This window comes from Amycolatopsis sp. TNS106, assembly GCF_019330265.1.
In the GTDB taxonomy this organism is placed as follows: Bacteria; Actinomycetota; Actinomycetes; order Mycobacteriales; family Pseudonocardiaceae; genus Amycolatopsis; species Amycolatopsis lurida.
Window position 1 is genome coordinate 7,143,070 of the sequence record NZ_CP024972.1, and the last position, 25,098, is coordinate 7,168,167.

Sequence of the window (25,098 nt, forward strand, 5' to 3'; positions counted from 1 at the left end):
TTCCGTTGCTTGTCAGAACACTCGACGAGGTCACCGACACCGACGCCGACATCAAGACCCCGAACTGGCGCAGCAAGCGCATCGTGCTGGCCAAGGAGGGCGTCGGTTTCTCGGTGCACGAGACCACGCTGTACGCCGGGACGGTCAACGACTTCTGGTACGCGAACCACATCGAAGCGGTGTTCATCACCTCTGGTGAGGGCGAGCTCGAAAACACCGCGACCGGCGAGGTCTTCCAGCTGAAGCCGGGCACGTTGTACCTGCTCAACGACCACGACAAGCACCAGGTCCGGCCCAAGACCGAGATCAAGTGCGTCTGCGTGTTCAACCCGCCCATCACCGGCCGCGAGGTCCACGACGAAAACGGCGTGTACCCGCTCGTCACCGAACCCTAGAAATCGCTCGAGGAGGCGACCGCATTGACGCTGACCGACACCCGAGTCGACGACAGTTACCCGACCCGCATCACGGGTAAGCCCGAACACCTGCCCAGGACGCACCCCACCGTCTGGGGCGCCGAGGCCGACGGTCCCATGGACGCGGCCACGCTCGCCAACCACGAAACGCGTGGTTACACCGTCGTCGACCAGTTGCTGTCGCCCGGCGAGGTCCAGGCCTACTGGCAGGAACTCGTCAGGATGTCCTCCGGGGACCACAGCGGCGACGAGCGCGTCATCACCGAGGCCAAGACCGGTGAGGTCCGCTCCATCTTCGACGTCCACGAGACCAGCGAGCTGATCGCGGAACTCGTCCGGGACCCGCGCGTGCTCGACCGGGCCCGGCAGATCCTCGGCTCCGAGGTCTACATCCACCAGAGCCGCGTGAACTACATGCCCGGTTTCAAGGGCACCGGGTTCTACTGGCACTCGGACTTCGAGACCTGGCACGCCGAGGACGGCATGCCCGCGCCCCGCGCGGTCAGCTGCTCCATCGCGCTCACCGACAACTATCCGTTCAACGGCGGGCTGATGGTGATGCCGGGTTCGCAGCGGACCTTCGTGCAGTGCGCCGGGGAAACCCCCGAGAACAACTACAAGAGTTCGCTGAAAGAGCAGCGGGTCGGCGTCCCGAGCGAGGAAGACATCACCGCGCTCGCCGCCGAATACGGAATCGACCAATTCACCGGGCAGGCCGGTTCCGCGCTCTGGTTCGATTCGAATGTGATGCACGGTTCGTCGAACAACATCACGCCGTACCCGAGGTCGAACATCTTCGTCGTGTTCAACAGCGTCGAAAACGCGCTGCGGGAGCCGTTCGCCGCGATCGAACCGCGTCCGGCGTTCATCGCCGGCCGCGACTCGACCCCGCTGTCGCGCTGACGAAACCGCAGGTCGCGAAGGCCATGGCGGGGCGCTTGTAGCCGTCGGTGTGCGCCCTGTTACGTTGTCGCCACGCGTGCGGGCCAGTGGGCTCGCTCACGTAGGTGTTGTCGACGACCGAACGGGTTCTTCGCTCGGGGTGAGCCCACCCGGACGGACGTGGACGCCGATGTCCGGTGTGGGTCGCGCCCCCAGGCGGCCCAAATCGGACATCTCCCGGCTCCGTGCCATCAGATCGGGACTGATGGCACGGAGCCTCTTCTTTTTCCTCGTGTCCAGGCTCGGTCCGTGAAGGCCTCCTTGAGGGACTCTGGGTCCCTCAAGGAGGCCTTCACGGACTTCAGGTCATGAGGAGTGCTCCGGAACGTAAGTCCATAGTGGACAGAGAGTCCCGTGGGGCATTTGTCCGTATCGCGAGGTCGTGAAGGCCCCCTTCCTTACCCTGAAAGTAGGGAAGGGGGCCTTCACGACCTCGCGCGTCCTGGTTGGCGGCCTCTTCGCGCGGTAGGTTGGCTACTCCGGTAAGGGGAGAGATCGGAGGAGGGGGCTTGTCATGGGCGAAAGCGGTTCCCCTGCCCGCTTCCAACTCCTCGGTCCCGTCCGGCTCCTCGACGGCGAACGGCCGGTCCCCGTCGGCGGTCCCGGCGTCCGCGGGCTCCTCGCGTTGCTGGCGCTGAAGGTCAACAAGGTCGTCGCGCTCGACGAGATCATCGACGCGCTCTGGGGGCACGACCCGCCGGCCACGGCCCGCACGATCGTCCACGGCAACGTCTCGCATCTGCGGCGCGTGCTCCGGGGCATCCAGGGCGATCATCCGCACGGCGCCCGGATCCTCACCGCGCCGCCCGGCTACCAGCTCACCGTCGAACCCGAGCGGATCGACGTCCACCGCGCCCGGGCCCTGCTGGAGCGGGCTTCCGCGGAAGAGCCGGAGAAGGCGGCCGAACTGCTCACCGAGGCCCTCGCGCTCTGGCAGGGGCCCGCGCTCGCCGGTGTGCCGGGGTCGGTCCGCGCTCCCGAACTGGAGGACCTGCGGCTCGCCGTCCACGGCGCCAGGGTCGACGCGGACCTCGAACTGGGCAGGCACGCGGAACTGATCGTCGAGCTCAGTCCGCTCGTCCGGGCGAACCCGCTCGCCGAGCGCACGGCCGGTCAGCTGATGCGCGCGCTCTACCACGCCGGCCGCCGCGGCGACGCGCTCGAGCTCTATCGCACGGTGTCCAGGGCGACCCTGCGCACGCTCGGCGTCGAACCCGGCGCGGATCTGCGCTGGCTGCACGAACGCGTCCTCAACGACGATCTGCCGGTCAAGGTCGCGGCGGAACCGAAGGCCGAGGCGGCGCCCGTCCAGCAGTTGCCGCCCGCGGTGCCGAACCTCGCCGGACGCGAGGCCGAGCTGGCCTGGCTCGACGAACTCGCCGAGCGCGCCGAAGCGGGTGAGACCGCGGTCGGCGTGGTCACCGGGACGGCCGGGATCGGCAAGAGCAGCCTGGTGGTGTGGTGGGCGCATCGTGCGGGCCGCCGCTTCCCCGACGGCATCCTTTTCGCCTCGCTGCGGGGTTTCGACCCGCACCATCCGCCGCTGGAGCCCGCCGACCTGCTCACCCAGTTCCTGCTCGGGCTCGGCGTCCCGGCCGAAGGCGTCCCGGAACAGGTCCACGAACGCGTCGCCCTCTACCGCTCGATGATCGCCGGACGCCGGATGCTGGTCATCCTCGACAACGCCCGGAGCGCCGAGCAGGTCCGGCCGTTGCTGCCGCCCGGTTCGCGGTCGATGACGCTGGTGACCAGCCGCTCCCGGCTCGACGGGCTCGCCGTGTCCAACGCCGCCAAACTGCGGGTGCTCGGCACCCTCGCTCCCGGCGACGCCGTCCGGCTGATCGAGGAACTCGCCGGGCCCGCCGGGTTCGACCTCAACCACGCGCTCGCCCGGCTCTGCGGCTATCTCCCGCTGGCGCTGCGGATCGCCGGTGCCCGGCTCGCCGCCAGCGCGCAGTGGTCCGCGCAGGATCTGGTCGACGAACTCGGCAACGAACGGACCAGGCTGGCCGCACTCGACGTCGAAGGCCCGGACGACGGCGTCCGCGCGGCGTTCGACGTCTCGTTCCGGGGGCTGCCGCCGGAGGTCGCGAACACGTTCCTGCGGCTCGGCGTGGTCCAGTGCGTCTCGGCCGGTTCGCATCTGACGGCGGCGATCGGCGGGATCACCGTCGCCGAGGCGCGGCGGCATCTGCGGGTGCTCACCGCGCACAACCTGCTCGCCGAAACCGGCCGCGACTCCTTCGTCCCGCACGACCTCGTCCGCCTGTTCCTCCGCGAACTGGCGGAGAACGAACTCGACGAGGCCGACCGGGACGACGTCCTGTCGCGCTCGGTGCGGTTCTATCAGGCCGTCGCCGACCGGGCCCGGCGCAAGATGCTGCGGATCGTCGACCCGCTCGACTTCACCGGGGCGCTGACCGACGCGCAGACGCCGCCGATCGGTTCCTTCGACGAGGCGCAGGACTGGTTCACCGCGGAGTGGGAGAACCTGATCGAGGTCCTCGAAGCCGCCCGCGCCGCCGGACGGCACGACGACGTCTGGCGGCTGGCCAGGGTCGCGCACACCTATCGCGCGGTCTATCCGCTGCTGGACGAATGGACGCGGCTGGTCGAGATCGGCCTGGAGGCCGCCGAGCGGTCCGGCGACGTCCTCGGCCGCTGCTGGATGCTGATCTCCCGGTGCGCCATCGCGCTCACCTTCGAGCTGCCGCAGGGCTGCCTCGCCGACGCCGAACGCGCGCTGGAACTCGCGGCCGCGATCGGCGACGACCGGCTGATCGTCTCGGCGAACATCCATCTCGGCTCCGCGCTGACCCTGCTGGGACGGCACGACGAGGCGATCAGGACGCTGCGGCGCGCGGTGGAGGAGACCGAGCGGACCGGCGATCTCGAATTGCGCGGGCAGGCGCTCAACAACTGCGCCGAGGCCGAAAAGCGGGCAGGCCGGTTCATCGAGGCGATCGGGCATCAGGTCGCCTCCCTGGAGATCGACCGGACGCTCGGCGACGAAAGCTACGTCGTCGTCTCGCTGAACAATCTCGCCGAATTGAGCATGCGGATCGGCGAACTCGCGGCGGCCGAGCGGTACGTGTGGGAAGCCGTGGACCTGACGATCAGCAGGCGGTTCGTCCTCCAGGAGGGTGTCCTGCGGCTGACGCTGGGCCGGGTGCTGCGGGCCGGGTCGGATGTGGACGGTGCCCGCGAGCAATTCGCGCTCGCGCTGAAGATCCTCTCGGACGTCAACCCCAAGCTCGCCACCCTGGTCCGTGCGGAACTCACCGACCTCGACGAAAGTCCGTGAGTGATCCTTAGCGGATTCTTAGTGGCCTCGCCGCGCACGCGCGTAGGGTCCGATTCAGTGTCGATCGAGCCCTAGGGGAGGGGCACGCCGTAGTGATCGGCGCTCGGGCGGGCTCGTTCCGGGTCCGTCTGAAGAGCCGCCAGGAGCGGCTCGTGGCGGTCCGGCCGGTGGAGGTGGGGGCGATACCGGCCGGCCGCCAGGCGGCGCGAAACGCGGAGGGTCAGCCGGTGCCGGCGGTGCACAGGGCGATGGTCTGGCCCTTGTTCTCCGCCACCTTCTTGCCGTTGACCAGGATCGTGCAGGCGATCTGGTTGCTGACCGTCGAGTTCCGGGTGTCCGCGGTGACGGTGAGCAGGTAGTCGCCCGAGTTGAAGGACGCCGTGCCGCGCCATTCGTCGGTGCTGGCCGGGGTCGTCTCGGTCCGCTGGTCGTTGAGCGAGCCGTACCGGATGGTCGCGCCGCCGGAGGCGCTGACGACGAACTCGACGGTGTTCTTGTCCCCGGCGACCGCCGGGACGTGCAGTCCCGACTCACCGGTGGCGAAGAAACTGGTGTAGACCAGTAACCCGCCCGCGGCCAGCAGTCCGGCGATCGAAAGCGCGAGCCCCGCGATCCCCATTCCCTTCTTGTCCGCTTCACCCTTCTTGATTTTGGTCAAACCGATCACGGAAAGAATCAAACCGGTCACGGCGAGCGGCCATGCGGCGACGCCGGCGACCGGGACGAAGGCGACCCCGAGTGCCGCCAGTCCGACCAGGAAACCCGCGATGACCAGGCCGTTCTTGGGTTTGCGGTGGCGTGTTCCGTGCGCGGCGAACCCCGGGCCGTAGCGGGTGGCAGGCGGGTGCGGGAGAGGTGGATCGGTCGGCATACATGCCCTTTCGGAGGCTTCCGTCCGAAGACGTTAACCCATCGTTCGGGGCAATGGCCGAAATTGTTACCTGCCGGAAAAAGTCATCATTCAACGATGATCAAGCGGTCGCCGATATTTTCTGACGAGAATTGCGGTATCGCCGAATGTCGGAAACCCGATCACTGATCGAACAGGTTGACTTCCGGGGTGATCTCCAGCAGTTCGTGCACCGGGCGGCCGCGGCGGCCGTCGATGGTCGTGGTGCGCACGACGCGCAGCCGCGCGGTCACCGGCCGGTCCAGATTCTCCTTGATCTCGTCGAGCAGATCCGGCGCGACCGCGCCCTGGATCGTGCCGCCCGATTCGCGTTCGAGATAGAAGATCCGGCGCCGCGTGCGGACGCCGTCCAGCCTGCCGCTGACCGTCTCGTAACCGACGGCCTCGCGGGACTCGCGCAGGCTTCCGGACAGGATCCGAGCCTGCTCGGTGGTCATGCTGCGGGTCAGCTCGTCGCCCGCGGTCGGGGTCAGCGCCATGCCGATCCCGGCGTGCTTGCTGACCGCGTTGACGATGTCGCTGACCGCGTTGCGGACGGTGTCGCGCTGCAGCAGCACCGCGTCCAGCGCGCCGTCGTCGGAGCCGTTGGCGGGCAGGAAGTCGCACAGTTCCTTGACCGCGCGTTCGGACAGCGACTCGATCCCGTCGTGGATGAGCGCGTCGTCGAGCGCCGGTTCCGGGAAACCGAAGAAGATCGCGTTGCCCGCCTGTCCACGCTGGATCAGCGGGGCCTTCTCGCGGTCCGCGGGCTGGACGAAGGTCACCTCGCCCGACGGGTTCCGGATGATGTGCCCGATCTTCGCCGTCGCGTCCTGCAAAGCGCGGCTGATGTCGGAGAACGTGTACGCGTCCAGATGCGACTCGCCGAGCACGGACACGCGAAGCAGCGGCGACCGTGATGTGCGCTCGAACTTGGCGTACGCGGCCATCGCCGACGCGCGCGCGAGGTCGTCGAGCCAGGTGCCGCCGGGGATCTCGTCGGCGATACGCCGGAATTCGTTCCTCACCAGATCACTTCCGGAATTCCCCTGCCACCCGATGCCCACACTTCTTCCCAGATCTCCTCGTCGCCGGGGCGGCAGAGGAAGCCGTCGAGCATGCCGCCGACGGGCTGGACCTGGTCCAGGTACATGGCGGGCTGGCCGACGATGACCCCGCGCAAGGTCAGCAACCCGTACAGCGCCGAGCGGCCCGCGTCGTCGAGCCGTTTGAGCGCGCCCCATTCGTCCGGGATCAGCACCACGTCGAGCCCGAGCGGCGCGTGCGGGGTCCTGGCGGTCAGATCGCCGCCGATCCACGCGCGGCCGGTCGGCATGATCCGCCGGGCCACACCGAGGTAGCTGTTCAGCGCGCTGAACAGGATTTCACGGTCGTTCTGGTGTGGCGCGTCGAAGACCAGCCGCTCGTAGACGTCGGCCAGATCGGCGGGATGGCGGCCAGGAGGCAGCAGGTTGTGCGGCGTCCAATAGGGGAGCGCCAATCGGAGCCTCCTTCGTGTGCCGGAGCTCCCGATCGAAGAAACGTACCCGGCGTCCCGCTCACAGTGCGTAGCCGAATTTACCAGGCGAGTGTCAGCCGCCCTGCCCCGGCCGGTGCCCGGCGGGCGGCCAGTCCTCGTCGCTCGGCCAGACGGGTTCGGGTTCGTGGCCGCCCTCGCCGTTCCGGGCGGCCGGTCCCGGCGGCTCCGGGTGGTAGGCCCGCACCGGTTCCGGCGTCAGCTGGCCCTCGCGGTGGCCTTCCGCCTCCTGGTCGTACGGCTCGTCGTCGTCCTGGATCCGCGCGGGCGGGAGGAACTGCGTCCGTTCGGTGGAGAGCAGCTCGGGCACGGGTTCGGGCTCCGGCTCGGCCGGGACCGGTGCCGGCCGCTCCGGCTCGCGGGCCACCGGTTCCGCGGCCGGTCGCTCACGTCGTTCGCCGCGCATCAGCAGCCAGGTGACGCCGCAGCCGAGAGCGAACGAGATGAGCAGCCAGAGCCAGATCTGCCCGAAGAGCCAGAGCATCAGGCCATCACCTCTGTTCTGCCGTGATGTCGACGCGGCGGCCCTCGCCGCTCGCGCCGTCGGAGTTCCTGCGCTGGGTGGAGTACGCCTGGTCGCGTTTGACCCCGTTGCGTTCAAGCAGCCGCTCGACCGTCAGCGCCCGGTTCAGCGCGAGCTTCCGGTCCGAACCGGTCGCGACCGACCCGGTGATCCGGAACCGCAGTTCGCGGGGCGCGTCCGTGAGCAGCTTCGCGATCTCCAGCGCGCCGCGTTCGCCGTCGGCGGTGAGTTCGGTGGTGTCCGGTTCGAACGTGATCGGCGTGGCCGCCAGCAGGCGGTCGATCTCGGTCTGGAAACCCGCCTTGTCCACCGGCTTGGCCGACGTCGGCGCAGGGCTGGGAGGTGGGCTCGGTGGCGGCCGGCTCGGCGGCTCGCCGCTGGTCGTCACCGGTCCCGCGGGCGGGGCGGTGTCGCCGGAGATCTCGACCGTCCGGACCCCGTCGACCCGCTGGATGGCGTCCATCGCCTGCGCGGCCTTGTCCGGCGGGAAGCCGGTGAGGTTCGCGTCGCGGCCGGAGAAGCTCACCTGGCCACCGGAGACACCGACGTCGGCGAGCGCGTCCTTCGCGCGCGCGGTCAGCTCGGCCTCGATGTCGTCCGAGGTCGACCAGACGGTGATCGCCGTCAAGGCGAGCGTGACCAGCAGCGCTGTAGGCAGCAAGCGGCTCCAGCGTGTACCGGGCATGAAGGGACTGTAAGCCGCGCCCGACCGGTTGGCGAACCGGCTTTCGGCACGTCCGGTCCCACGTCCCGCGCTCTTCGCGAGGTGCCGCGCACCCGGTCTGGCCTGCGACGTCGGCCGCGTTCCCTCGCGGGCCCCGGATGCCGCGCCGGTGTACCGGGCGGTCAGTACATGACCCTTCTGGGTGACACCGATCCGCGATCGGGAAGTCCGTGAAGGCCTCCTTAAGGGATACAGAGTCCCTCAAGGAGGCCTTCACGGACTTGCCGAGGCTTCAGCTCGCGTGGTGGTGGATCTCCCGCAGATCCGTGGCGGGCAGGGTGACGCCCGTCGGCTCGATCTGCTCCAGCGGGAGCAGCGGCGCGAGCTCGGGGCGCTTCGGGGACAGGCCGTCGCCCATGGACTCGCCCTTGAGCTGACGGCGGATCCACGGCAGCAGGTGCGCCTTCGTCCATTCGAGGTCCGAGCGGCGCGAAGTGATCCAGGTGCTCGGCTCCTCGGACGCCGGCCACGGCTCACGCCAGTCGTCGGCGACCGGGACGCCGAGGACCTCGGCCGCGCGCAGCGCGATCCGCCGGTGTGCCTCGGGGGTGAAGTGCAGCCGGTCGTCGCTCCAGGCGCGGCGGTCGTGCAGCGGGGCCATCGCCCACATGTCGACCATCTTGGCGCCGTGCCGGTCGGCGATCGCCCACAGATGCGCGTTGTAGATGCCGACCTTCCCCCGCAGGACGTGCATCACGGACAGGTACTTGGTGTCCGGCCCGTTGAAGATGAGCACCGGGATCCCGGCCTCGCGCAGCTTGGCGACCCCCGCCTCCAGCCGTGCGGCGACGGCGTCCACGTCCGCGCCGGGCACGATGATGTCGTTGCCGCCCGCGCACAGGGTGACCAGGTCGGGCTTCACCGCGAGGGCGATCGGGAGCTGCTCTTCGAGGATCTCGTCGAGCATCTTCCCGCGGAGGGCGAGGTTCGCGTACTGGAAGTCGGGCCTGCCTTCGGCGAGGATCTCCGCCAGCCTGTCCGCCCAGCCCCTGAAGGTGCCGTCGGGCAAGCCGTCGTTGAGTCCTTCGGTGAAGCTGTCACCGATCGCCACGTAGCTGTCGAATCCGTACACGTTGGGTCCCCTTCCGTCCGTGTGCCCCCGGTTGGTACTTGTACACCACAACTAACAGCTGAGAGCGCCCCTGCAATCCCACCTGACCGAAACCCTTGGTTCAGCCCGTTGACACAGTCTCTTATTTTGTCGGACGTCCATGCATCTCCATTACGGGGATGTACACTCCTGGGCTGCGTGGATTCCCCTCAAGTGGGGGTAAACCGGACAGGGTGTGTGGCGAACATCTCCCCGCCCGGGTGTTCGGGCTCATAGATCCGGCAGGCTGTGAGGGTGACCTCACGACCCTCGCGCGAGTCGCTCGCCCAGATCCTCGGCGGGCGGCGAGGCGCCATCGACGCGAGCATCCCGCCCGCGGCCTTCGTCCTCGGCTGGCTGATCGCCGGCCAGTCGATCGCCTGGGGCGCAGGGGTGGCCATCGGGGTGGCGGTGCTGCTCGGCGGGTACCGGGTCGCGCGCGGTGACAAGGCCCGCGCGGTCGTGGTGAGCCTCGCGGCGGTGATCGCCGCCGCGCTGATCGCCCTGCACACCGGCCGCGCCGAAGACTTCTTCCTCATCCAGCTGCTGTCCAATGTGGCCAGCGCGCTGCTGTGGGCGGCCAGCATCGTGGTCCGGTGGCCGTTGCTCGGCGTCGTGGTGGGGCTGGTCATCGGGCAGAAGACCCGATGGCGCCGTGATCCCGCGTTGCTGCGCGCGTATTCGCGGGCGAGCTGGGTGTGGGTCTTCCTCCAGTACACGCTGCGGGTCGTCGTGTACGGCTCGCTGTGGTGGAGCGGGCAGGTGGTCGCGCTCGGCATCGCGCGGACGGTGCTCTCCTGGCCGCTGGTCGCGGTGACGGTCGCCGTGAGCGGCTGGGTGCTGTACCGCACGCTGCCTCCGGAACATCCCGGCCTGCGGGTGGTAGAGGAGAACGGGGATCCCTCGGATTCCGCGCCCGGCGGGCTGCCCAGGACATAAGGCGGCCCCCGGCGAGGGGGGAGGGTCCGGGGGCCGGGTCCTACGGTACCCGGAGTTCGGCCCCGGAGTCGATGGTTTGGTCTTTCAGGGCTCGTTTTTGGTGTTTTTCCAGGGTGGGACCGGCCGCGGTGCCCCTTCTCCATAGGCGTCGACGGCGGCCAGCCAAGCGGCTCCGAGCACGCCGTCGGTGCTGGTCAGAACCTCGATGCCGTCGAGTGCGGCACGGACCTTCGCCCCCACGGGTCCCTCCGGCGACAACACGCCGCCCACCAGGACGACCGGCGTGTCCTCCCCGGGATCCCGGGCCGCCATGACGTTCGTCACCAACAAGGTGGCCGCGCGGGTGGTGATCTCGTCCGCCGCCGCATCGCCTTCGCGGTAGGCCTCGCTGACCAACGGGGCGAACCTGGCGAGCCGGATCGGCGCTTCGGCGTTGGCGCTCGTGATGAGCGCGCGCCAGAGCGGCGCCCGGTCGCCCGCCGGGTCCACAGCGGACGGTCCGAGCGCTTCGGTGAGCACGGCGCGCGCGAGCGGACCGGGTTCGCCGCCGCGGCCCAGAACATCCAAAGTGGAGCGAACGGCTTCACGGCCTAGCCAGTACGCGGAACCTTCGTCACCGAGCAACCAGCCGTAGCCGCCGACGGTGGACACCATTCGCCTGCCGCGGATCCGGCCGGCGATCGACCCGGTGCCCGCCACGAGCACCGAACCGTCCGGCGCGGAAGTCGCGGACGCGTAGGCGACCTCGGGGTCGGGGACCGTCCGCACCGGACTGATCCCCGTGTTCTTCCACGCCGCTTCGAAGATCTCGGCGATCGCCGGATCGCTCAGCTTGCTGACGCCCGCCATGCCGACGACGCACGCCGCGGTCGCGGCCGGATCGAGCCCGCCGAGCGCGCCGGTGATCGCGCTCGCGATCCGCGCCGCGGCTTCCGACGGCGGATGGGAATTGGGATTGGCCCCGCCCGCGCGCCCGATGCCGAGGACGGCGCCGGAGGCGTCGACGGCGATCGCTCGCGTCGACGTGCCTCCGGCGTCCACACCTACGACGTGACTCACCGGGTCTTGGTCACCTTGAGCAGCCCGCGCGGGCTGTCCGGGTCACCGCCGCGCGCCAGCGAAAGGCCGAGCGCGATCCGCTGGATGGGCAGGATCTCCAGGATCGGGGCGACCTCTTCGGCGGACGGCGCGACACCGATCCGCAGCGCCGCGGGCACGTCGGCCGAAGCGGAGCCGACCGCGAGCACGTCCGCGCCGCGTTTGCCGACGGCTTCGAGGACCTCCTGCATCGCGCCCACCCCGTGCCCCTGGCTCGTCACGGCGAGCACGGCGGTCTCGCCGTCGACCGCGGCGACCGGACCGTGCAACAGGTCCGCGCCGCTGTACGCGCGGGCCGCGAGGTAGCTGGTTTCGGCCAGCTTCAAGGAACCTTCCAGTGCCGTGGCGTAGGAGTAACCACGGCCCGTGGTGAGCACCCGGTCGACGAACCGGTAGCGGTCCACCGCGCGCCGCACGCCTTCTTCGGAGCCGTCGAGGGTCTGCTGTGCGAGCTCGCCCAGCTTCTCCGCGTCCGCGCCCTTGCCGCCGCGGACCGCGTCGATCAGAAGGTAAAGCGAAAGCAAGGTGGCCGAGTAGGTCTTGGTGGCGGCCACCGCCTTTTCCAGTCCCGCGCCGATGTCGACACCGAGTTCGGCGGCGGCGCGAAGCGGCGACTCCGGGGTGTTGGTGACCGAGACGGTCAGCGCTCCCTGGCGACGCGCGGTTTCGGTGACCTCGATGAGATCCGGGGATCCACCGCTTTGGCTTACTGTGATGAAGAGAACGTCCCGCAGATCGGGACGGGCGCCGTACAGAGTCGCGGTGGAGGGTGACACGAGACCGCAGGGGAGACCGAGGAGTACTTCGATCAGGTACTTCGCATACAGGGCGGCGTGGTCGCTGGAGCCCCGGGCGGCGAGGAGTGCGAACCTGGGCGGGCGCTTGGAGATGGCTTCGGCCACCTCGGCGATTTCGGCCTGTCGCTCCACGATTCCTGCCAGAATGGCGGGTTGCTGGGAGATCTCCGCGGCCATGTGCTCGCCGGGGCGCTGTTCGGTCATCTCGTTCCCTTCCACCGGGACGTACTTCGTCCCCCGAGTAGGTCTAGACCAATGCTAGCCCGAATGGACGTTTGTGGTGAAGGGTACGTTTCCTAGCGGGGACGGTGCGCGTTTGAGTGGGAAGGCTTAGGGAGTCGGTCATGTTGGAGACAACCACCGCGAGTGAGGCGGGCGCTACGGCAGGGATGCGCGGACAGCGCGAACCCAAGTACTGGGCGCTGAAACAGCATCTGCTCGATCTGCTCGACGCGTTGCCGCCCGGCTCGCCGATTCCGACCGAACGGGCGCTGGCGGGGGAATTCACCGTTTCGCGCACCACCGTCCGGCAGGCGCTCGCCGACCTCACCGCCGAGGGCAGGCTCCACCGCGTGCAGGGCAAGGGCACCTTCGCCGCCGAGCCGAAACTCGCGCAGCGCCTGCAGTTGTCGTCCTACACCGAGGACATGCGCAAGCAGGGCCTCAAGCCGTCGTCCAAGCTGCTGGAGATCGACGAACTGCCCGTCGAAGCCGATCTGGCGAAGCTGCTGGGAATCCGCGTCGGCGCGAAGATCCTTCGCCTTCGCCGTCTCCGGCTGGCCGATTCGCAGCCGATGGCGCTGGAGACCACGCATCTCCCGCTCGGCCGCTTCCGCGGTTTGCGCAAACACGTTTCCGCAGGTGGATCGCTGTACGCCGTACTGAGGGAGCACTACGGCGTCGAGCTCGAAAGGGCCGAGGAAACGATCGAGACCGCCCTCGCCGGACCGCACGAGGCGGAGATGCTCGGCGCCGACGTCGGAATGCCGATGTTGCTCCTTTCGAGGCATTCCTTCGCCACCGACGGAAAACCGGTCGAGTTCGCGCGCGCGATCTACCGGGGCGACCGTTACAAATTCGTCACCACGCTGCTTCCCTGACGAGTCAGGTAATTCCGGGAAAGATCGCTTTCCCGGAATCACCGCCGATTTCGCGGTGGCCCGGTCCCGGTCGTCGTGATTCAGTCGTTCCATGACTGACACGGCGGCGGGAATTCGGTGGGGGACGCCGGTGGCGCGCGGCGTGCTCGCCACGACGATCGTGGGCTCGGGCATGGCGATGCTCGACGGGACGATCATCAACGTCGCGCTCCCGAGGATCGGCGACGAACTCGATGCTTCCGTCGCGGGCCTTCAATGGATCCTCGACGGCTATCTGCTCGCGCTCGCCGCCCTGATCCTCGTCGCCGGATCCCTCGGGGACCGCTACGGCCGCCGCCGCATGTTCATCGTCGGCGTCGTCTGGTTCGGCGTCGCCTCCGGGCTGTGCGCCGCCGCGACGACCACCGAGCTGCTCGTCGCGACCCGGATCCTCCAGGGGATCGGGGGAGCTTTGCTCACGCCCGGCTCGCTCGCGATCCTCCAAGCGTCCTTCGCCCACGAAGACCGGGCCCGCGCGATCGGTGCCTGGTCCGGGCTCGGCGGTATCGCGGCGGCCATCGGCCCGCTGCTCGGCGGCGTCCTCGTGCAGGTGTGGTCGTGGCGGCTGGCGTTCCTGATCAACCTGCCGCTCGCCGCGGTCTGCGTCCTGCTCGCCCGGCGCTACGTGCCCGAGTCCCGCGACGAGGAGGCGACCGGGCATCCCGACTTCCTCGCGGCCGCCGTCGGCGCGATCGGGCTCGCCGGGCTGACCGGTGCGCTGGTCGAAGCACCCGGACGCGGTATCGGCGACGTCGTCGTCCTGGTCGCCATCGTGCTCGGCGTCGCGGGGCTCGGCTCGTTCCTGGTGATCCAGCACCGCTCGGCCGACCCGCTGGTGCCGCCGAAACTGTTCCGCGACCGGACGTTCAGCCTCGCCAACGCGCTGACCTTCGTCGTCTACGCGGCGCTCGGCGGCGTGATGATGCTGATGGTCATGCAGCTGCAGGTGTCGCTGGGCTACTCGCCGACCGCGGCCGGGCTCGCCGGGCTGCCGATCACCGTCATCATGCTGCTGTTCTCCGGCCGGTCCGGCGCGCTCGCGCAGAAGATCGGGCCGCGTGCGCAATTCGTCGCAGGCCCGATCCTGGTCGGCGTCGGCATGCTCCTGCTGATGCGGGTCGGGCCGGGGTCGTCGTACCTGGGGTCGGTGCTGCCCGCCGTCGTCGTTTTCGGCGCCGGGCTGGCGACGGTCGTCGCGCCGGTGACCGCGACGGTGCTGGCCGCCGCGCCGGACCGATACGCCGGCGTCGCCTCCGGGGTCAACAACGCCATCGCCCGGTCGGGTGGCCTGCTCGCGATCGCCGTCCTGCCCGCCGTCGCCGGGCTGTCCGGTGCCGCCTACACCGATCCGGTGGCGCTGACCGCGGGCTGGCGGACGGCGTTGCTGGTGTGCGCGGCGCTGGCGATCGGCGGCGGGCTGATCGCGCTCGGCATCCACAACGGCGTCCTCGACACGTCCTCCGGCGACAGCGCCGAGGAGTCACCGCACCCCGGCGAATGCCTCCATTGCGGGGTCGACTCGCCCCCGACACACGTCCGCCCCAGCGGGCACACGCGTGATTGAAGCCGTATCTCACGTGATTGGAGCCGTAACTCGTGAGTTACGGCTCCAATCACGTGAGATACGGCGCCAGTCACGCGAGTTACGCCAATAGGCCGGCCAGGGTCGCCGGGTCCAGGTTGCCGCCTGAAACGACCGAAACGACCTTGCCCGGCGGCAGCGCCTCCCGGTGGGAGAGGAACGCGGCGGTCGCGGTGGCGCCGCTCGGCTCGGCGACCAGGCGGGCCCGGTGCGCCAGCGTCCGGACGGCCTCCCGGATCTCCTCCTCCGAAACGGTGATGACGTCGTCGAGCACCGACTGGAGGTGGGCGAAGGTCAGGTCCGACGGCTGGGCGCGCAGGCCGTCGGCACTGGTGCGCGCCCGCAGGTCCATCGGCCACTCGATCCGCCTGCCCGCGCGCAGGCCCTCGGCGGTGTCGCCCGCCAGCTCCGGCTCTACACCGATGACCTTCGCGTCCGGCACCAGTGCCTTGATCGCCGTGCCGACGCCCGAAGCCAGCCCGCCGCCGCTGAGTGGCACGAGCACGACACCGGCGTCCGGCAGGTCTTCGGCGATCTCCAGGCCGACGGTGCCCTGCCCGGCGATGACGTCACGGTGGTCGAACGGCGGGATCATGGTGAGCCCGCGTTCGACGGCGACGGCGAGCGCGGAGGACTCCTGCGCGTCGATCGGGACCTCGATGACTTCGGCGCCGAGCGCCTTGGTGGCTTCGACCTTGGCGCGCGGGGCGACGTCCGGAATGAGGATCACCGCGGGGATCCCGAATCGCTTCGCCGAGTACGCGACCGCTTGCGCGTGGTTGCCACTGGAAAACGCGACGACGCCGCGGGCGCGCCGATCTTCGTCCAATGCGGCGATCGCGTTGTAGGCGCCGCGCACCTTGAAAGCACCGATCGGCTGGAGGCTTTCCGGTTTGAGCCACAACGGCGCCCACCCTTGTTCCAGCAACGGGGTGCGCACCGCGACGCCTTTGACACGGCTTGCCGCGTCACGGATTTCCTCGATCGAGACCAGATTCATACGCCGATTATGTCAAGGAGTCGTAAGCCATGGACAGTCCTTTTTGGACAGATAGCGTGGCGCTCCTCACGTGCGGACAACGCGGGGAGCATCCCATGCGCCTTATTCGTTAGGACCGGTGAGGACCGACTAGCTGCAGAACGGGATCATGACCAAGGAGAGCACGGAGAAAACCGAAAAGACGGAAAAGCAGGGCCGGATCATCCAGGTGACGGCGGCCGCGATGGCCGCGATCACCGCGGCACTGCTGGGTTCCACCCTCGGCGTGGCCGGAACGGTGGCGGGCGCCGGGCTGGCGAGCGTGATCACGACGCTCGGCGGCGAGCTGTACCTGCGTTCGCTGCAACGGACGAAGGACGCGGCGCTGAAGGCGCGAGTGGTGCTGACCGTCCCCACCCGCCGCAAGGTGCTCGACCCGGCGGAGCAGGAGACCGTCCGGATCACCCCGGCGGAGGAGGAAGAGCCGTCCGAGCGGAAGTTCAAACCGCGCTGGGCGGTGATCGCCGGCGTCAGCGTGGTGGCGTTCGCGGTGGCGCTCGTCGCGATCACCGGCTTCGAGGGGGCGACCGGGAAGACCTTCGGCGGCGGAACCGGGACGACCATAGGGAAGATCATCGGCGGCGGCGACCAGGCCCAGGAGCGGCAGGACAAGCACGACACCCCGCCGGCGACGACCCCTTCGGAAACACGGGAGAACCAGCCCGAAAGGACGCCGTCGACCACGCCGACCCCCTCGACGACGCCCACCACTACGCAGGCGCCACCGACGACGCCGACAGCGCCGTCAACGCCGCCTTCGACCACCCAGGCGCCGCCGACGACCCCCTCGGCCCCGCCTGCCTCGAACACCCCCGCGCCCTGACCCCCTTCCCATCCCGCAATTCGGCACCTGGTTGCGATGGTTCGCGTTCCGGACTATCGCAACCAGGTGCCGAATTGCGTGAGTCAGGGCAGGGCGGAGCGGAGGGTGCGAGCGGCCGCCTCGGGGTCTTCGGCCTCGGTGATCGCACGGACGACGACGATCCGTGACGCCCCCGCGTCCAGCACCTCGGGCAGCCGCTCGGCGTCGATCCCGCCGATCGCGAACCATGGCCGCGTCGTTCCCAGGCCCGCGGTGGAGCGCACCAGGTCGAGCCCCGGGGCGGACCGGCCCGGCTTCGTCGGCGTCGGCCAGCACGGGCCGGTGCAGAAGTAGTCCACGCCGGGCTCTTCGGCGGCGGCAGTGGCTTGTTCGGCCGAATGGGTGGACCGGCCGACCACCACGTCGTCCCCGAGCACCCGGCGTGCCAGCGACACCGGGATGTCGTCCTGGCCGAGGTGGAGCACGTGCGCGCCGACGGCGAGGGCGACGTCCGCGCGGTCGTTCACCGCCAGCAGCTTGTCGTGCTTGTCGCACGCCTCGGCCAGCACTTCCAGGGCGGCGATCTCGTGTTTCGCCTCGATCGGCGCACCGCCGGTCTTGTCCCTCAGCTGGATGATGTCGACCCCGCCCGCCAACGCGGCGTCGGCGAATTCGGCGAGATCACCGCGACCGGACCGGGCGTCGGTGCAGAGGTACAGGCGGGCGTCCGCGAGCCGGGCGCGGATCAGCGAACCAGACAGGGTGGGCATGGCGGCGACGGTACTCGCGCGCTACGGTGGGGTGGTCCGCACGGGAGCCCGAGGACGGGCTGAGAGGGAGCCGGGACCGCTCCGACCGTGGAACCTGATCCGGGTCATGCCGGCGCAGGGAGCGTGCGTTCATGGGAGAACTTTCGGTTGTCGGCGGCGGGGTCATCGGCCTCTCGGTCGCTTGGCGCGCGTCCGCGCGCGGCCATCGCGTCACCGTGCACGACCCCGATCCGGGGCGCGGCGCGTCGTGGCTCGCGGGCGGCATGCTCGCGCCGGTCACCGAGGCCTGGCCCGGCGAGGAAGACGTCCTCACCCTCGGCGAAGCGTCCTTGCGGCGCTGGCCGGATTTCGCCCGTGACCTGGCCGGAGAGGGCGTCGACCCGGGGCTTTCGCCGCACGGCACGCTCGTCGTCGCGCTGGACAGCGCCGACGCGGGCAACCTCGAAATGCTCGCCGCGTACCTGGCCGAGCTCGGCCGCGAAGTCGAGCAGCTGACCGGCCGTGCGGCCCGCCGCGCCGAGCCCGGTCTCGCCGGATCCGTCCGAAGTGGACTCCTGGTGCCCGGGGATCTGGCCGTGGACAACAGAAGGCTGCTGCACGCGCTCGAACACGCCTGCCGCGCGCACGGCGTCGAATTCCGCCACCAGACCATCACGGACCTCAACGGGCTGGGCGACGTCGTCCTCGCCGCGGGCGCCTGGACCGGACGCCTGCACCCCGCGCTCGAAGGTGCCGTGCGCCCGCTCAAGGGCGAGATCCTCCGCCTCCGGCCGCGACGGGGGTGCCTGCCGCCCCCGAAACGCACCGTCCGCGCGATGGTCGAAGGCCGCCCGATCTACCTCGTCCCGCGCGACGACGGTCAGCTCGTGCTCGGCGCGACCCAGTACGAGGCCGGTTTCGACGAGACCGTCACCGTGCGGGGCGTTCGTGAACTGCTCGAAGGCGCGGAGCGCGTCTTCCCGGGACTCACCGAATACGAACTCGTCGAGACCGCCGCCGGGCTTCGCGCGGCGAGTGTCGACACGATGCCCTTCATCGGTGAGCTGGGCGAAGGTGTCTTCGCCGCGACAGGTCACCATCGCAACGGTCTCCTGATGGCCCCGGTCACCGCGGACGCCGCGGTCGCCTGGCTGGACGGAGTGCCGTTGCCGGACGAGGTCGCGGCGGCCACGCCGTCGCGGCGAAGCGAGGAGCGGGTGTGATGGAGATCCAGGTCAACGGCCAGTGGCGCGAATTCCCCGACGGGACCACCGTCGAGGGCGTGCTGGAGGCGCTGGGCACGGCGACACAGGGTGTCGCGGTCGCGGTGGACGGCGTGGTCGTCCGGCGCGGCGAATGGCCGGAAGCGGTGGTGCGCAAGGGCGCCAGCGTCGACATCCTCACCGCTGTGCAAGGAGGCTGACATGAACGGTGACGAACTCGTCATCGGCGAGCACAAGCTCTCGTCGCGGTTGATCATCGGCACCGGCGGCGCGGGCAACCTCGCCGTGCTGGAGCGCGCGCTGGTCGCGTCCGGGACGGAACTGACCACCGTCGCGATGCGCAAGGCCGACGCCGAAGGCGGCTCCGGCGTCCTCGAACTGCTTCGCCGCCTCGGTATCCGCCTGCTGCCCAACACCGCCGGTTGCCGGACCGCCGCCGAAGCGGTCCTCACCGCGCAGCTCGCCCGCGAAGCGCTCGAAACCGACCTCATCAAGCTGGAGGTCCACGCCGACGACCGCACCCTGCTGCCGGACCCGTTCGAGACCCTCGAAGCGGCCGAACAGCTCGCCGCGGACGGTTTCACCGTGCTCGTGTACACCAACGACGACCCGGTGCTGGCGCTGCGGCTGGAGGAGGCGGGCTGCGCGGCGGTGATGCCGCTCGGCGCGCCCATCGGCACCGGTCTCGGCATCCGGAATCCGCACAACATCGAGCTGATCGTGTCGCGCGCGGGGGTCCCGGTGATCCTCGACGCCGGGATCGGCACGGCTTCCGACGCGACACTGGCGATGGAGCTCGGCTGCGACGCGGTCCTGCTCTCCACCGCCGTGACCAGGGCCGCGGACCCCGAACGGATGGCGTCGGCGATGCGGGCCGCCGTCACCGCGGGGCGGCTGGCCGCCGGTGCGGGGCGGATCCCGCAACGGTTCTGGGCGCACGCGTCGAGCCCGCCCCGGTAACCCTTTTGTACGGTTCACGGCCTTCACGGCGAGTTCGCACCGGAAGCCCGTATGGTTGACGGCACCTTTCCGGAGGCGCACTCGCCGCCGTGTACCCAGAGGAGCCAGTGGTGACCACGACAGCGGTCCAGGACGTTTCGGGCAGGTTGTTCCTGGCGGTGGGCAGGCTGTCCCGGTCATTGCGCCAGGCAGGCGTACCCGGGCCCGGCCACGGCGCGATCTCGGCGCTCGCCACGCTCGTGCACTACGGCCAGCTCCGCCTGGGTGACCTCGCGGCGAAGGAAGGCGTCGCCGCGGCCACCATGTCGCGGATCGTCGCTTCGCTGGTCGAAGCGGGCTACGTCAGCCGTGAATCGGATCCGATCGACAGGCGTGCCTGGCTCGCGGAGGCCACCGAAGAGGGCGCGAGGCTGGTTTCCGGTGTCCGGTCGACGCGGGTGAACGAACTGGGCAAACGCCTCGAACGGCTGAGCCCGGAGCACCAGGCGGCCCTGGCGGCGGCCCTCCCGGCGCTCGAAGCGCTTATTGCCGACGAAGAGCGCTGACTTCGGCGCGAAGGGCGCGAAGCTCGTCGAGGATCTCCTTGTTCGCCACAGCCTGGGTTTCGGCCTGCTTCGCTTCTTCCTCGCGGATGTCCTGGCGAAGCTCGTCCTCCATCCCGCTGACCACTACGGCGATGAAGAGGTTCAGCACCGCGAAGCTGGACACGAGGATGTAGACCACGAAGAACACCCAGGCCATGGGTGCTTCCCGCATGACCTCCTTGGCGATGTCCGGCCAAGCCTCGCCGGTCATCACCTGGAACAGGGTGAACAGCGAAGTGCCGAGGTCCCCGAAGTTCTCCGGCGAGATCGCGCCGAACAGCTTCGTCGCCATCACCCCCGCGACGAAGATGATCAGCGCGAGGAGCGCGGCGATCGACGCCATGCCGGGGATCGCCGCGAGCAGGCCGGTGACGACCTTCCGCATCGACGGCACGACCGAGATCAGCCGGAGTACACGCAGGACCCGCAACGCCCGCAGCACCGCGAACGGGCCGGTCGTGGGGATCACCGCGATCCCGACGACGACCAGGTCGAAGATGTTCCACGGGTCGCGGAAGAACTTCCCGCGATAGGCGTACAGCTTCGCGCCCAGTTCGAGGACGAAGATCCCGAGCGCGACGTAGTCGACCGTGTGCAGCAGCGGCCCGTACTCCGCGAGCATTCTCGTCGAGGTCTCCAGGCCGAGGGTGACGGCGTTGAAGACGATCACCGTGATGATGAAGTTCTGGAAGCGGCGGTCTTCGACGACCCTGGCCACCGTTTCGCGTCCCGTCACGGCGCAGATCGTAACCGGACGGGTGCTCAGTGCTCCGGCGCAAGCCGCCAGAACGCCGAAACCGGACCGACCTTCGCACCCATGGGATAGGCGTTTTCGACCGCGTGTGAGACGAACCACTTGCCGTAGCGGGCGGCCTCCACGACGGACATGCCCTTCGCGAGACCGGCCGTCAGCGCCGACGCCATCGTGTCCCCGGCGCCGTGCGTGTGCTGTGTCGCGAACCGCTCGCCCGGCAGTTCGACGAACGTGGAGCCGTCGAAGAGCACGTCGACGCACTCCGGGTCGGAGACGAGGTGACCGCTCTTGACGAGCACGTACTTCGGCCCGAGCCGGTGCAGGACGACGGCCGCCTGATGCATCTGTTCGCGGGTGGTGACGGTCATCCCGGTCAGCAGGCGGACCTCGTCGAGGTTCGGCGTGAGGACCGTCGCGCGCGGCAGGAGTTCGTCCCGCAGCGCCACCAGCCCGGCCTCGTCGAACAGCGGATGCCCGTGCATCGACGCCGCGACCGGGTCGACCACGAACGGCACCTTGCTGTCGCGGCCGATCTCGGCCTTGTCGCACGCCGCGGCGACGGCGTGGATGATCTCGGCCGAGGCGAGCATGCCGGTCTTCGCCGCGTTGACGCCCATGTCGGCCGCGACGGCCTCGATCTGCCCGGCGACGATGCTCGCCGGGATGTCGGTGCGGTCGTGGACGCCGAGGGTGTTCTGGACGGTCACGGCGGTGACCGCGACCAGACCGTGCACGCCACAGGTGAGGAACGTGCGCAGGTCCGCCTGGAGGCCGGCGGCGCCGCCGGAGTCGGACCCCGCGATGGTCAGCGCCGACGGCGGGCTCGGGTTCTCGCTCATAGGTTCATTTTCCACGCGCGATCTCAGAGGGTCAGGACGAGCTTCCCGGTGACCCTGCCACCTTCGCCGATTTCGTGGGCCTTCGCGACGTCTTCGAGAGGGAAGGTCTGGTCGACGTGGACGCGCAGTTCACCCTTCTCGATCAGGCCGGTCAGTGCCAGGAGACCGATCTCGTCGGGTTCGGCGAGCATCCCCGACGTCCGCACACCGAGCTGCTCCGCCTTCGCCGTGACTGCCTCACCCGGCCCGCCGGGGACCGCGATCAGCAGGCCGCCGGGTTTCACCGCGTCCAGCCAGCGGAGGTCGCTCTGCTCGCCGACCAGCCCGAACACGACGTCCACATCGGACACGATCGCCGTCTCGTCGCGGTAGTCGATCGGCTCGTCCACACCGAGTTCGCGGAGGAAGGCGTGCTTCCCGGCGCTCGCCGTGCCCAAGACATACGCGCCGCGCGCCTTCGCCACCTGGACGGCGAGGTGCCCGACACCGCCCGCAGCCGCGTCGATCAGCACACGCCGGCCAGGCTGGACGTCGGCGATGTCCACGAGGCCCTGCCAGGCGGTGAGCCCGGCGAGCGGCAGCCCCGCGGCCTGCTCGTGGGTGAGGCTCGCGGGTTTGCGCACGAACTGGCGGGCGGGCGCCGTCACGTATTCGCCGTAACCGCCGGCCTGCCGCGGGAACCACGGGAAACCGAGGACCTCGTCGCCGACGGCGAACCGCGTGGTGCCGACGCCGAGCTCCTCCACCACCCCGGAGACGTCCCAGCCGAGGACGAACGGCGGCTCACCCATGAAGACGCCGTACGCCCGGGTCTTCCAGTCGACCGGGTTGATCCCGGCCGCGCGCACGCGCACGAGCACCTCCGTCGGGGCGGGGGACGGCCGATCGGTTTCGGTCACCTCCAGCACTTCCGGGCCACCAAGCCGCTGCTGGGTCACGACGCGCATCGAAAGCTCCTTCGTTGTTGGTGCTGTCCATGCTCGGCCGCTCGGTCTCTTTTCGCTAGAAGGCACTTGAAGGTAAACTAGGTACCTGATGGAAACCACCTGTGAAGTGCCGGAATCCCCGTGGGACATCTACCTGCGGAACTGCCCGTGCCGAGACGTCCTCGATCTGCTCGCCAACAAATGGACCGCGCTCGTGCTCGGCGCGCTGTCGCGGCGGCCGCACCGGTTCGGGGAACTGCGCCGCGCCGTCGGCGGGATCAGCCAGAAGATGCTGACGCAGAACCTGCGCGCCTTCGAACGCGACGGCCTGGTCACGCGCACGGTCTTCCCGACCACGCCGCCGACCGTCGAGTACGCGCTGACCGAACGCGGCGCCTCCGCGGGCAAGCTGCTCATGGCGGTCAGCGAGTGGTCGGTCGCCAACTTCGACGGGATCCTCGAGTCGCGGAAGGAGTACGACTCGCGGGTGATGGAGCCCGTCGGCTGAAGTCCGCCGCGGCGGCACGCGGACTTCATCGGGAAGACAGTTCTGCGCACTAACTTGACGGACAATTGGTTCGAACAAGTTATCTGGAGGCTTACGTGCGCAGAACGCTTTCCCTCCTGTCGGCACTGGTGGCCGTCGCCGGACTGACGTCCGGTGTGGCCACCGCCGCGGCCAAAACGCCGAAAGTGCTGGTCATCGGCCTGGACGGCGCCCGGTTCGACAAGCTGATGGCCGCCGACACCCCGAACGTCCACGCGCTGGTGGAGCGCGGGTACGCCTCGCGCAGTTCGCTGTACGGCAGCGGGATGGCGCCGACGGTGAGCGGTCCCGGCTGGTCCACGATCCTCACCGGCGTCTGGCCGGACAAGCACAAGGTGAAGGACAACTCCTTCACCGGCAACGACCTCGCCTCGCATCCGAGCTGGCTCGCCCGTGCCGAAACCGCGAACCCGGCGCTCGACACCTACGCGGCCGTCGACTGGACGCCGATCAGCGACCGGATCCTGCGTACCGGCCAGGATCGCAAGTTCGTCCTGAACGGCGACAGCGCCGGTTATGAGAAGACCGACGCGCAGGTCGCCGTCGACGCGGAGAAACACCTCAAGCAGGACAAGGCCGACGCCTCGTTCGTCTACTTCGGACAGACGGACATCGCGGGCCACGACCACGGCGCGGATTCCCCGCAGTACGAAGCCAGCCTGCGCACCGACGACGCGCTGATCGGCCGTCTGCTCGCCGCCGTCGACGCCCGCGCGGACCGCGCGAACGAAGACTGGCTGATCATGATCTCCTCGGACCACGGCCACACGCCGTCGGGCGGGCACGGCGGCGACACCCCCGAGGAACGGATGACCTTCGTGATCGCCGCCGGTGGTGCGGTCCCGGCCGGAACCCCCGCCGTGGCGTCGAAGATCGTCGACATCGCGCCGACGGTGTTGCGGCACCTCGGGGTGGCGGCTCCGGCGGTCTACGACGGCTACGCGCTCGGCGCCGCGCCTTCGGACGTCTTCGATACGGCCGTTTTGAAGCCCAGGCAAGACGAAACCGGTGTCCCGGCGGGAGTACTCGGCTGGACGCACGACGCGCCCGGCGGCTGGAGCGTGCGCAACGCGTCCGGCATGCCCGCCGGTGTGACGGAGTGGCAGGGCTGGTCCTTCACCACCGATGACTTCTGGACCCGCACCGCCCCCGGTCAGCAGCGCGAGGCGAACGCCAGGGCGCGTGGCGTGTTCGCGGTCGCGGATCCGGACGAGTGGGACGACAAGGGCTCGCCCTCTTCGCGCGGCACCTTCGACTCTTCTCTGATGTCGCCTTCGCTCGACGTCTCCGGGAAGTCCACTGTGGACGTCTCGTTCGTTTCGCACTACCGGCAGGACGGGACGCAGCGTGGTGCGCTGACGGCGTCGTTCGACGGTGGTCCCGAGCAGAACGTGCTGGCCTACGGGCCGGAGTCCGGGACGGCGAACAAGGGTGGCGACGTGCTTTCGGTGCCGACGTCGGCTTCGGTCAAGGTGCCCGCCGGGGCTCGGTCGGTGAAGCTGACCTGGCGGCTCTACGCGGCGGGGAACAACTGGTACTGGGCGGTGGACGCTCCTCGCCTCAGCGCCCGGTAACGGCCGCGGCCGACGTTGCGAAAGCCACTTTCGCAACCTCCCGGTGGGGCGCTTCGTCCAGCAGGACTCGCAGTACATGAAGGCCTCCTTGAGGGACTCAGAGTCCCTCAAGGAGGCCTTC

Annotated in this window: 26 protein-coding genes and 1 riboswitch; of the genes, 13 read left to right on the forward strand and 13 right to left on the reverse strand. The window is 69.6% G+C overall.

Annotated elements, in window-relative coordinates; genetic code table 11:
* Positions 1 to 5: 5 nt before the first annotated feature.
* The 3 genes from CVV72_RS32925 (at position 6) to CVV72_RS32935 (ending at position 4,662) form a co-directional block, all read left to right on the forward strand.
* Positions 6 to 395: an ectoine synthase gene (locus CVV72_RS32925; protein ID WP_007033454.1), complete on the forward strand. Its 390-nt coding sequence runs from the start codon at positions 6 to 8 to the stop codon at positions 393 to 395.
* Between the two features lie 24 nt (positions 396 to 419).
* Entirely contained in the window at positions 420 to 1,319 is a 900-nt protein-coding gene (thpD, locus tag CVV72_RS32930; protein ID WP_219147810.1) for an ectoine hydroxylase, read from the forward strand.
* 553 nt (positions 1,320 to 1,872) lie between these two features.
* Positions 1,873 to 4,662 (forward strand): BTAD domain-containing putative transcriptional regulator, encoded by a 2,790-nt coding sequence (locus tag CVV72_RS32935; RefSeq protein WP_219147811.1) that lies wholly within the window; start codon positions 1,873 to 1,875, stop codon positions 4,660 to 4,662.
* Positions 4,663 to 4,882: 220 nt separating this feature from the next.
* Here the strand turns inward: CVV72_RS32935 and CVV72_RS32940 are convergent, their stop codons facing one another.
* The 6 genes from CVV72_RS32940 to CVV72_RS32965 form a co-directional block, all read right to left on the reverse strand.
* The gene (locus tag CVV72_RS32940; protein ID WP_219147812.1) at positions 4,883 to 5,533 is read right to left on the reverse strand and encodes a DUF4190 domain-containing protein; all 651 of its coding nucleotides are present in this window, start codon (positions 5,531 to 5,533) and stop codon (positions 4,883 to 4,885) included.
* Positions 5,534 to 5,694: 161 nt separating this feature from the next.
* Positions 5,695 to 6,579, reverse strand: coding sequence for a hypothetical protein (locus tag CVV72_RS32945; RefSeq protein WP_034308221.1), 885 nt, complete (start codon positions 6,577 to 6,579; stop codon positions 5,695 to 5,697).
* Positions 6,576 to 7,052 (reverse strand): hypothetical protein, encoded by a 477-nt coding sequence (locus tag CVV72_RS32950; RefSeq protein ID WP_037335500.1) that lies wholly within the window; start codon positions 7,050 to 7,052, stop codon positions 6,576 to 6,578. Before CVV72_RS32950 ends, CVV72_RS32945 begins: the two co-directional genes overlap by 4 nt.
* A gap of 91 nt (positions 7,053 to 7,143) precedes the next feature.
* Positions 7,144 to 7,572 (reverse strand): hypothetical protein, encoded by a 429-nt coding sequence (locus CVV72_RS32955; protein WP_219147813.1) that lies wholly within the window; start codon positions 7,570 to 7,572, stop codon positions 7,144 to 7,146.
* 7 nt (positions 7,573 to 7,579) lie between these two features.
* On the reverse strand, positions 7,580 to 8,296 hold the full coding sequence (locus tag CVV72_RS32960; protein WP_255632342.1) for a cell envelope biogenesis protein OmpA: 717 nt from the start codon (positions 8,294 to 8,296) through the stop codon (positions 7,580 to 7,582).
* Positions 8,297 to 8,567: 271 nt separating this feature from the next.
* Positions 8,568 to 9,407, reverse strand: coding sequence for an SGNH/GDSL hydrolase family protein (locus CVV72_RS32965; RefSeq protein ID WP_219147814.1), 840 nt, complete (start codon positions 9,405 to 9,407; stop codon positions 8,568 to 8,570).
* A gap of 273 nt (positions 9,408 to 9,680) precedes the next feature.
* Between CVV72_RS32965 and CVV72_RS32970 the strand changes: the two genes are divergently transcribed.
* Positions 9,681 to 10,364, forward strand: a complete 684-nt coding sequence (locus CVV72_RS32970) for a DUF3159 domain-containing protein (RefSeq protein WP_219147815.1) — start codon at positions 9,681 to 9,683, stop codon at positions 10,362 to 10,364.
* Positions 10,365 to 10,448: 84 nt separating this feature from the next.
* On the opposite strand, the gene CVV72_RS32975 is transcribed toward CVV72_RS32970, so the two are convergent.
* The gene (locus tag CVV72_RS32975) at positions 10,449 to 11,423 is read right to left on the reverse strand and encodes an N-acetylglucosamine kinase (RefSeq protein ID WP_219147817.1); all 975 of its coding nucleotides are present in this window, start codon (positions 11,421 to 11,423) and stop codon (positions 10,449 to 10,451) included.
* The gene (locus CVV72_RS32980; RefSeq protein WP_219147819.1) at positions 11,420 to 12,463 is read right to left on the reverse strand and encodes an SIS domain-containing protein; all 1,044 of its coding nucleotides are present in this window, start codon (positions 12,461 to 12,463) and stop codon (positions 11,420 to 11,422) included. Before CVV72_RS32980 ends, CVV72_RS32975 begins: the two co-directional genes overlap by 4 nt.
* Before the next feature lie 140 nt (positions 12,464 to 12,603).
* Between CVV72_RS32980 and CVV72_RS32985 the strand changes: the two genes are divergently transcribed.
* Positions 12,604 to 13,359: a GntR family transcriptional regulator gene (locus CVV72_RS32985; RefSeq protein ID WP_005160527.1), complete on the forward strand. Its 756-nt coding sequence runs from the start codon at positions 12,604 to 12,606 to the stop codon at positions 13,357 to 13,359.
* A 91-nt stretch (positions 13,360 to 13,450) separates the two neighbouring features.
* A complete protein-coding gene (locus CVV72_RS32990; RefSeq protein WP_219147820.1) occupies positions 13,451 to 14,962 on the forward strand; it encodes an MFS transporter in 1,512 nt (503 codons plus the stop codon).
* A gap of 79 nt (positions 14,963 to 15,041) precedes the next feature.
* Here the strand turns inward: CVV72_RS32990 and CVV72_RS32995 are convergent, their stop codons facing one another.
* A complete protein-coding gene (locus tag CVV72_RS32995; RefSeq protein ID WP_219147821.1) occupies positions 15,042 to 15,980 on the reverse strand; it encodes a threonine/serine dehydratase in 939 nt (312 codons plus the stop codon).
* Between the two features lie 148 nt (positions 15,981 to 16,128).
* On the opposite strand from CVV72_RS32995, the gene CVV72_RS33000 reads away from it, so the two are divergent.
* Positions 16,129 to 16,842: a hypothetical protein gene (locus CVV72_RS33000; protein ID WP_219147822.1), complete on the forward strand. Its 714-nt coding sequence runs from the start codon at positions 16,129 to 16,131 to the stop codon at positions 16,840 to 16,842.
* An 83-nt stretch (positions 16,843 to 16,925) separates the two neighbouring features.
* Here the strand turns inward: CVV72_RS33000 and thiE are convergent, their stop codons facing one another.
* Positions 16,926 to 17,591 carry a thiamine phosphate synthase gene (gene thiE, locus CVV72_RS33005; RefSeq protein ID WP_219147823.1) on the reverse strand — a complete coding sequence of 222 codons (666 nt, stop codon included), beginning with the start codon at positions 17,589 to 17,591 and terminating at the stop codon, positions 16,926 to 16,928.
* Positions 17,592 to 17,621: 30 nt separating this feature from the next.
* A riboswitch (TPP riboswitch) is annotated at positions 17,622 to 17,729 on the forward strand.
* On the opposite strand from thiE, the gene thiO reads away from it, so the two are divergent.
* From thiO to CVV72_RS33025, 4 genes are all read left to right on the forward strand, one after another.
* The gene (gene thiO / locus CVV72_RS33010) at positions 17,723 to 18,793 is read left to right on the forward strand and encodes a glycine oxidase ThiO (RefSeq protein ID WP_219147824.1); all 1,071 of its coding nucleotides are present in this window, start codon (positions 17,723 to 17,725) and stop codon (positions 18,791 to 18,793) included. Its footprint overlaps the riboswitch before it by 7 nt.
* On the forward strand, positions 18,793 to 18,993 hold the full coding sequence (thiS, locus tag CVV72_RS33015; protein WP_007033436.1) for a sulfur carrier protein ThiS: 201 nt from the start codon (positions 18,793 to 18,795) through the stop codon (positions 18,991 to 18,993). Before thiO ends, thiS begins: the two co-directional genes overlap by 1 nt.
* A 1-nt stretch (position 18,994) precedes the next feature.
* Complete coding sequence (locus CVV72_RS33020) at positions 18,995 to 19,753, forward strand: thiazole synthase (RefSeq protein ID WP_219147825.1); 759 nt, start codon at positions 18,995 to 18,997, stop codon at positions 19,751 to 19,753.
* Positions 19,754 to 19,863: 110 nt separating this feature from the next.
* The gene (locus CVV72_RS33025; RefSeq protein WP_219147827.1) at positions 19,864 to 20,298 is read left to right on the forward strand and encodes a MarR family winged helix-turn-helix transcriptional regulator; all 435 of its coding nucleotides are present in this window, start codon (positions 19,864 to 19,866) and stop codon (positions 20,296 to 20,298) included.
* Here the strand turns inward: CVV72_RS33025 and CVV72_RS33030 are convergent.
* The 3 genes from CVV72_RS33030 to CVV72_RS33040 are packed head-to-tail and all read right to left on the reverse strand — an operon-like array spanning position 20,276 to position 22,877.
* Complete coding sequence (locus tag CVV72_RS33030; protein WP_219147829.1) at positions 20,276 to 21,073, reverse strand: ion transporter; 798 nt, start codon at positions 21,071 to 21,073, stop codon at positions 20,276 to 20,278. The genes CVV72_RS33025 and CVV72_RS33030 overlap by 23 nt on opposite strands.
* A 26-nt stretch (positions 21,074 to 21,099) precedes the next feature.
* The gene (gene thiD, locus CVV72_RS33035) at positions 21,100 to 21,930 is read right to left on the reverse strand and encodes a bifunctional hydroxymethylpyrimidine kinase/phosphomethylpyrimidine kinase (protein WP_034308254.1); all 831 of its coding nucleotides are present in this window, start codon (positions 21,928 to 21,930) and stop codon (positions 21,100 to 21,102) included.
* Positions 21,931 to 21,953: 23 nt separating this feature from the next.
* Positions 21,954 to 22,877: an NADP-dependent oxidoreductase gene (locus tag CVV72_RS33040; protein ID WP_219147831.1), complete on the reverse strand. Its 924-nt coding sequence runs from the start codon at positions 22,875 to 22,877 to the stop codon at positions 21,954 to 21,956.
* 88 nt (positions 22,878 to 22,965) lie between these two features.
* Between CVV72_RS33040 and CVV72_RS33045 the strand changes: the two genes are divergently transcribed.
* Both CVV72_RS33045 and CVV72_RS33050 read left to right on the forward strand, forming a co-directional pair.
* Positions 22,966 to 23,364, forward strand: coding sequence for a helix-turn-helix domain-containing protein (locus CVV72_RS33045; protein ID WP_016337623.1), 399 nt, complete (start codon positions 22,966 to 22,968; stop codon positions 23,362 to 23,364).
* Between the two features lie 95 nt (positions 23,365 to 23,459).
* Positions 23,460 to 24,977 (forward strand): alkaline phosphatase family protein, encoded by a 1,518-nt coding sequence (locus tag CVV72_RS33050; RefSeq protein ID WP_219147833.1) that lies wholly within the window; start codon positions 23,460 to 23,462, stop codon positions 24,975 to 24,977.
* Positions 24,978 to 25,098: the final 121 nt, after the last annotated feature.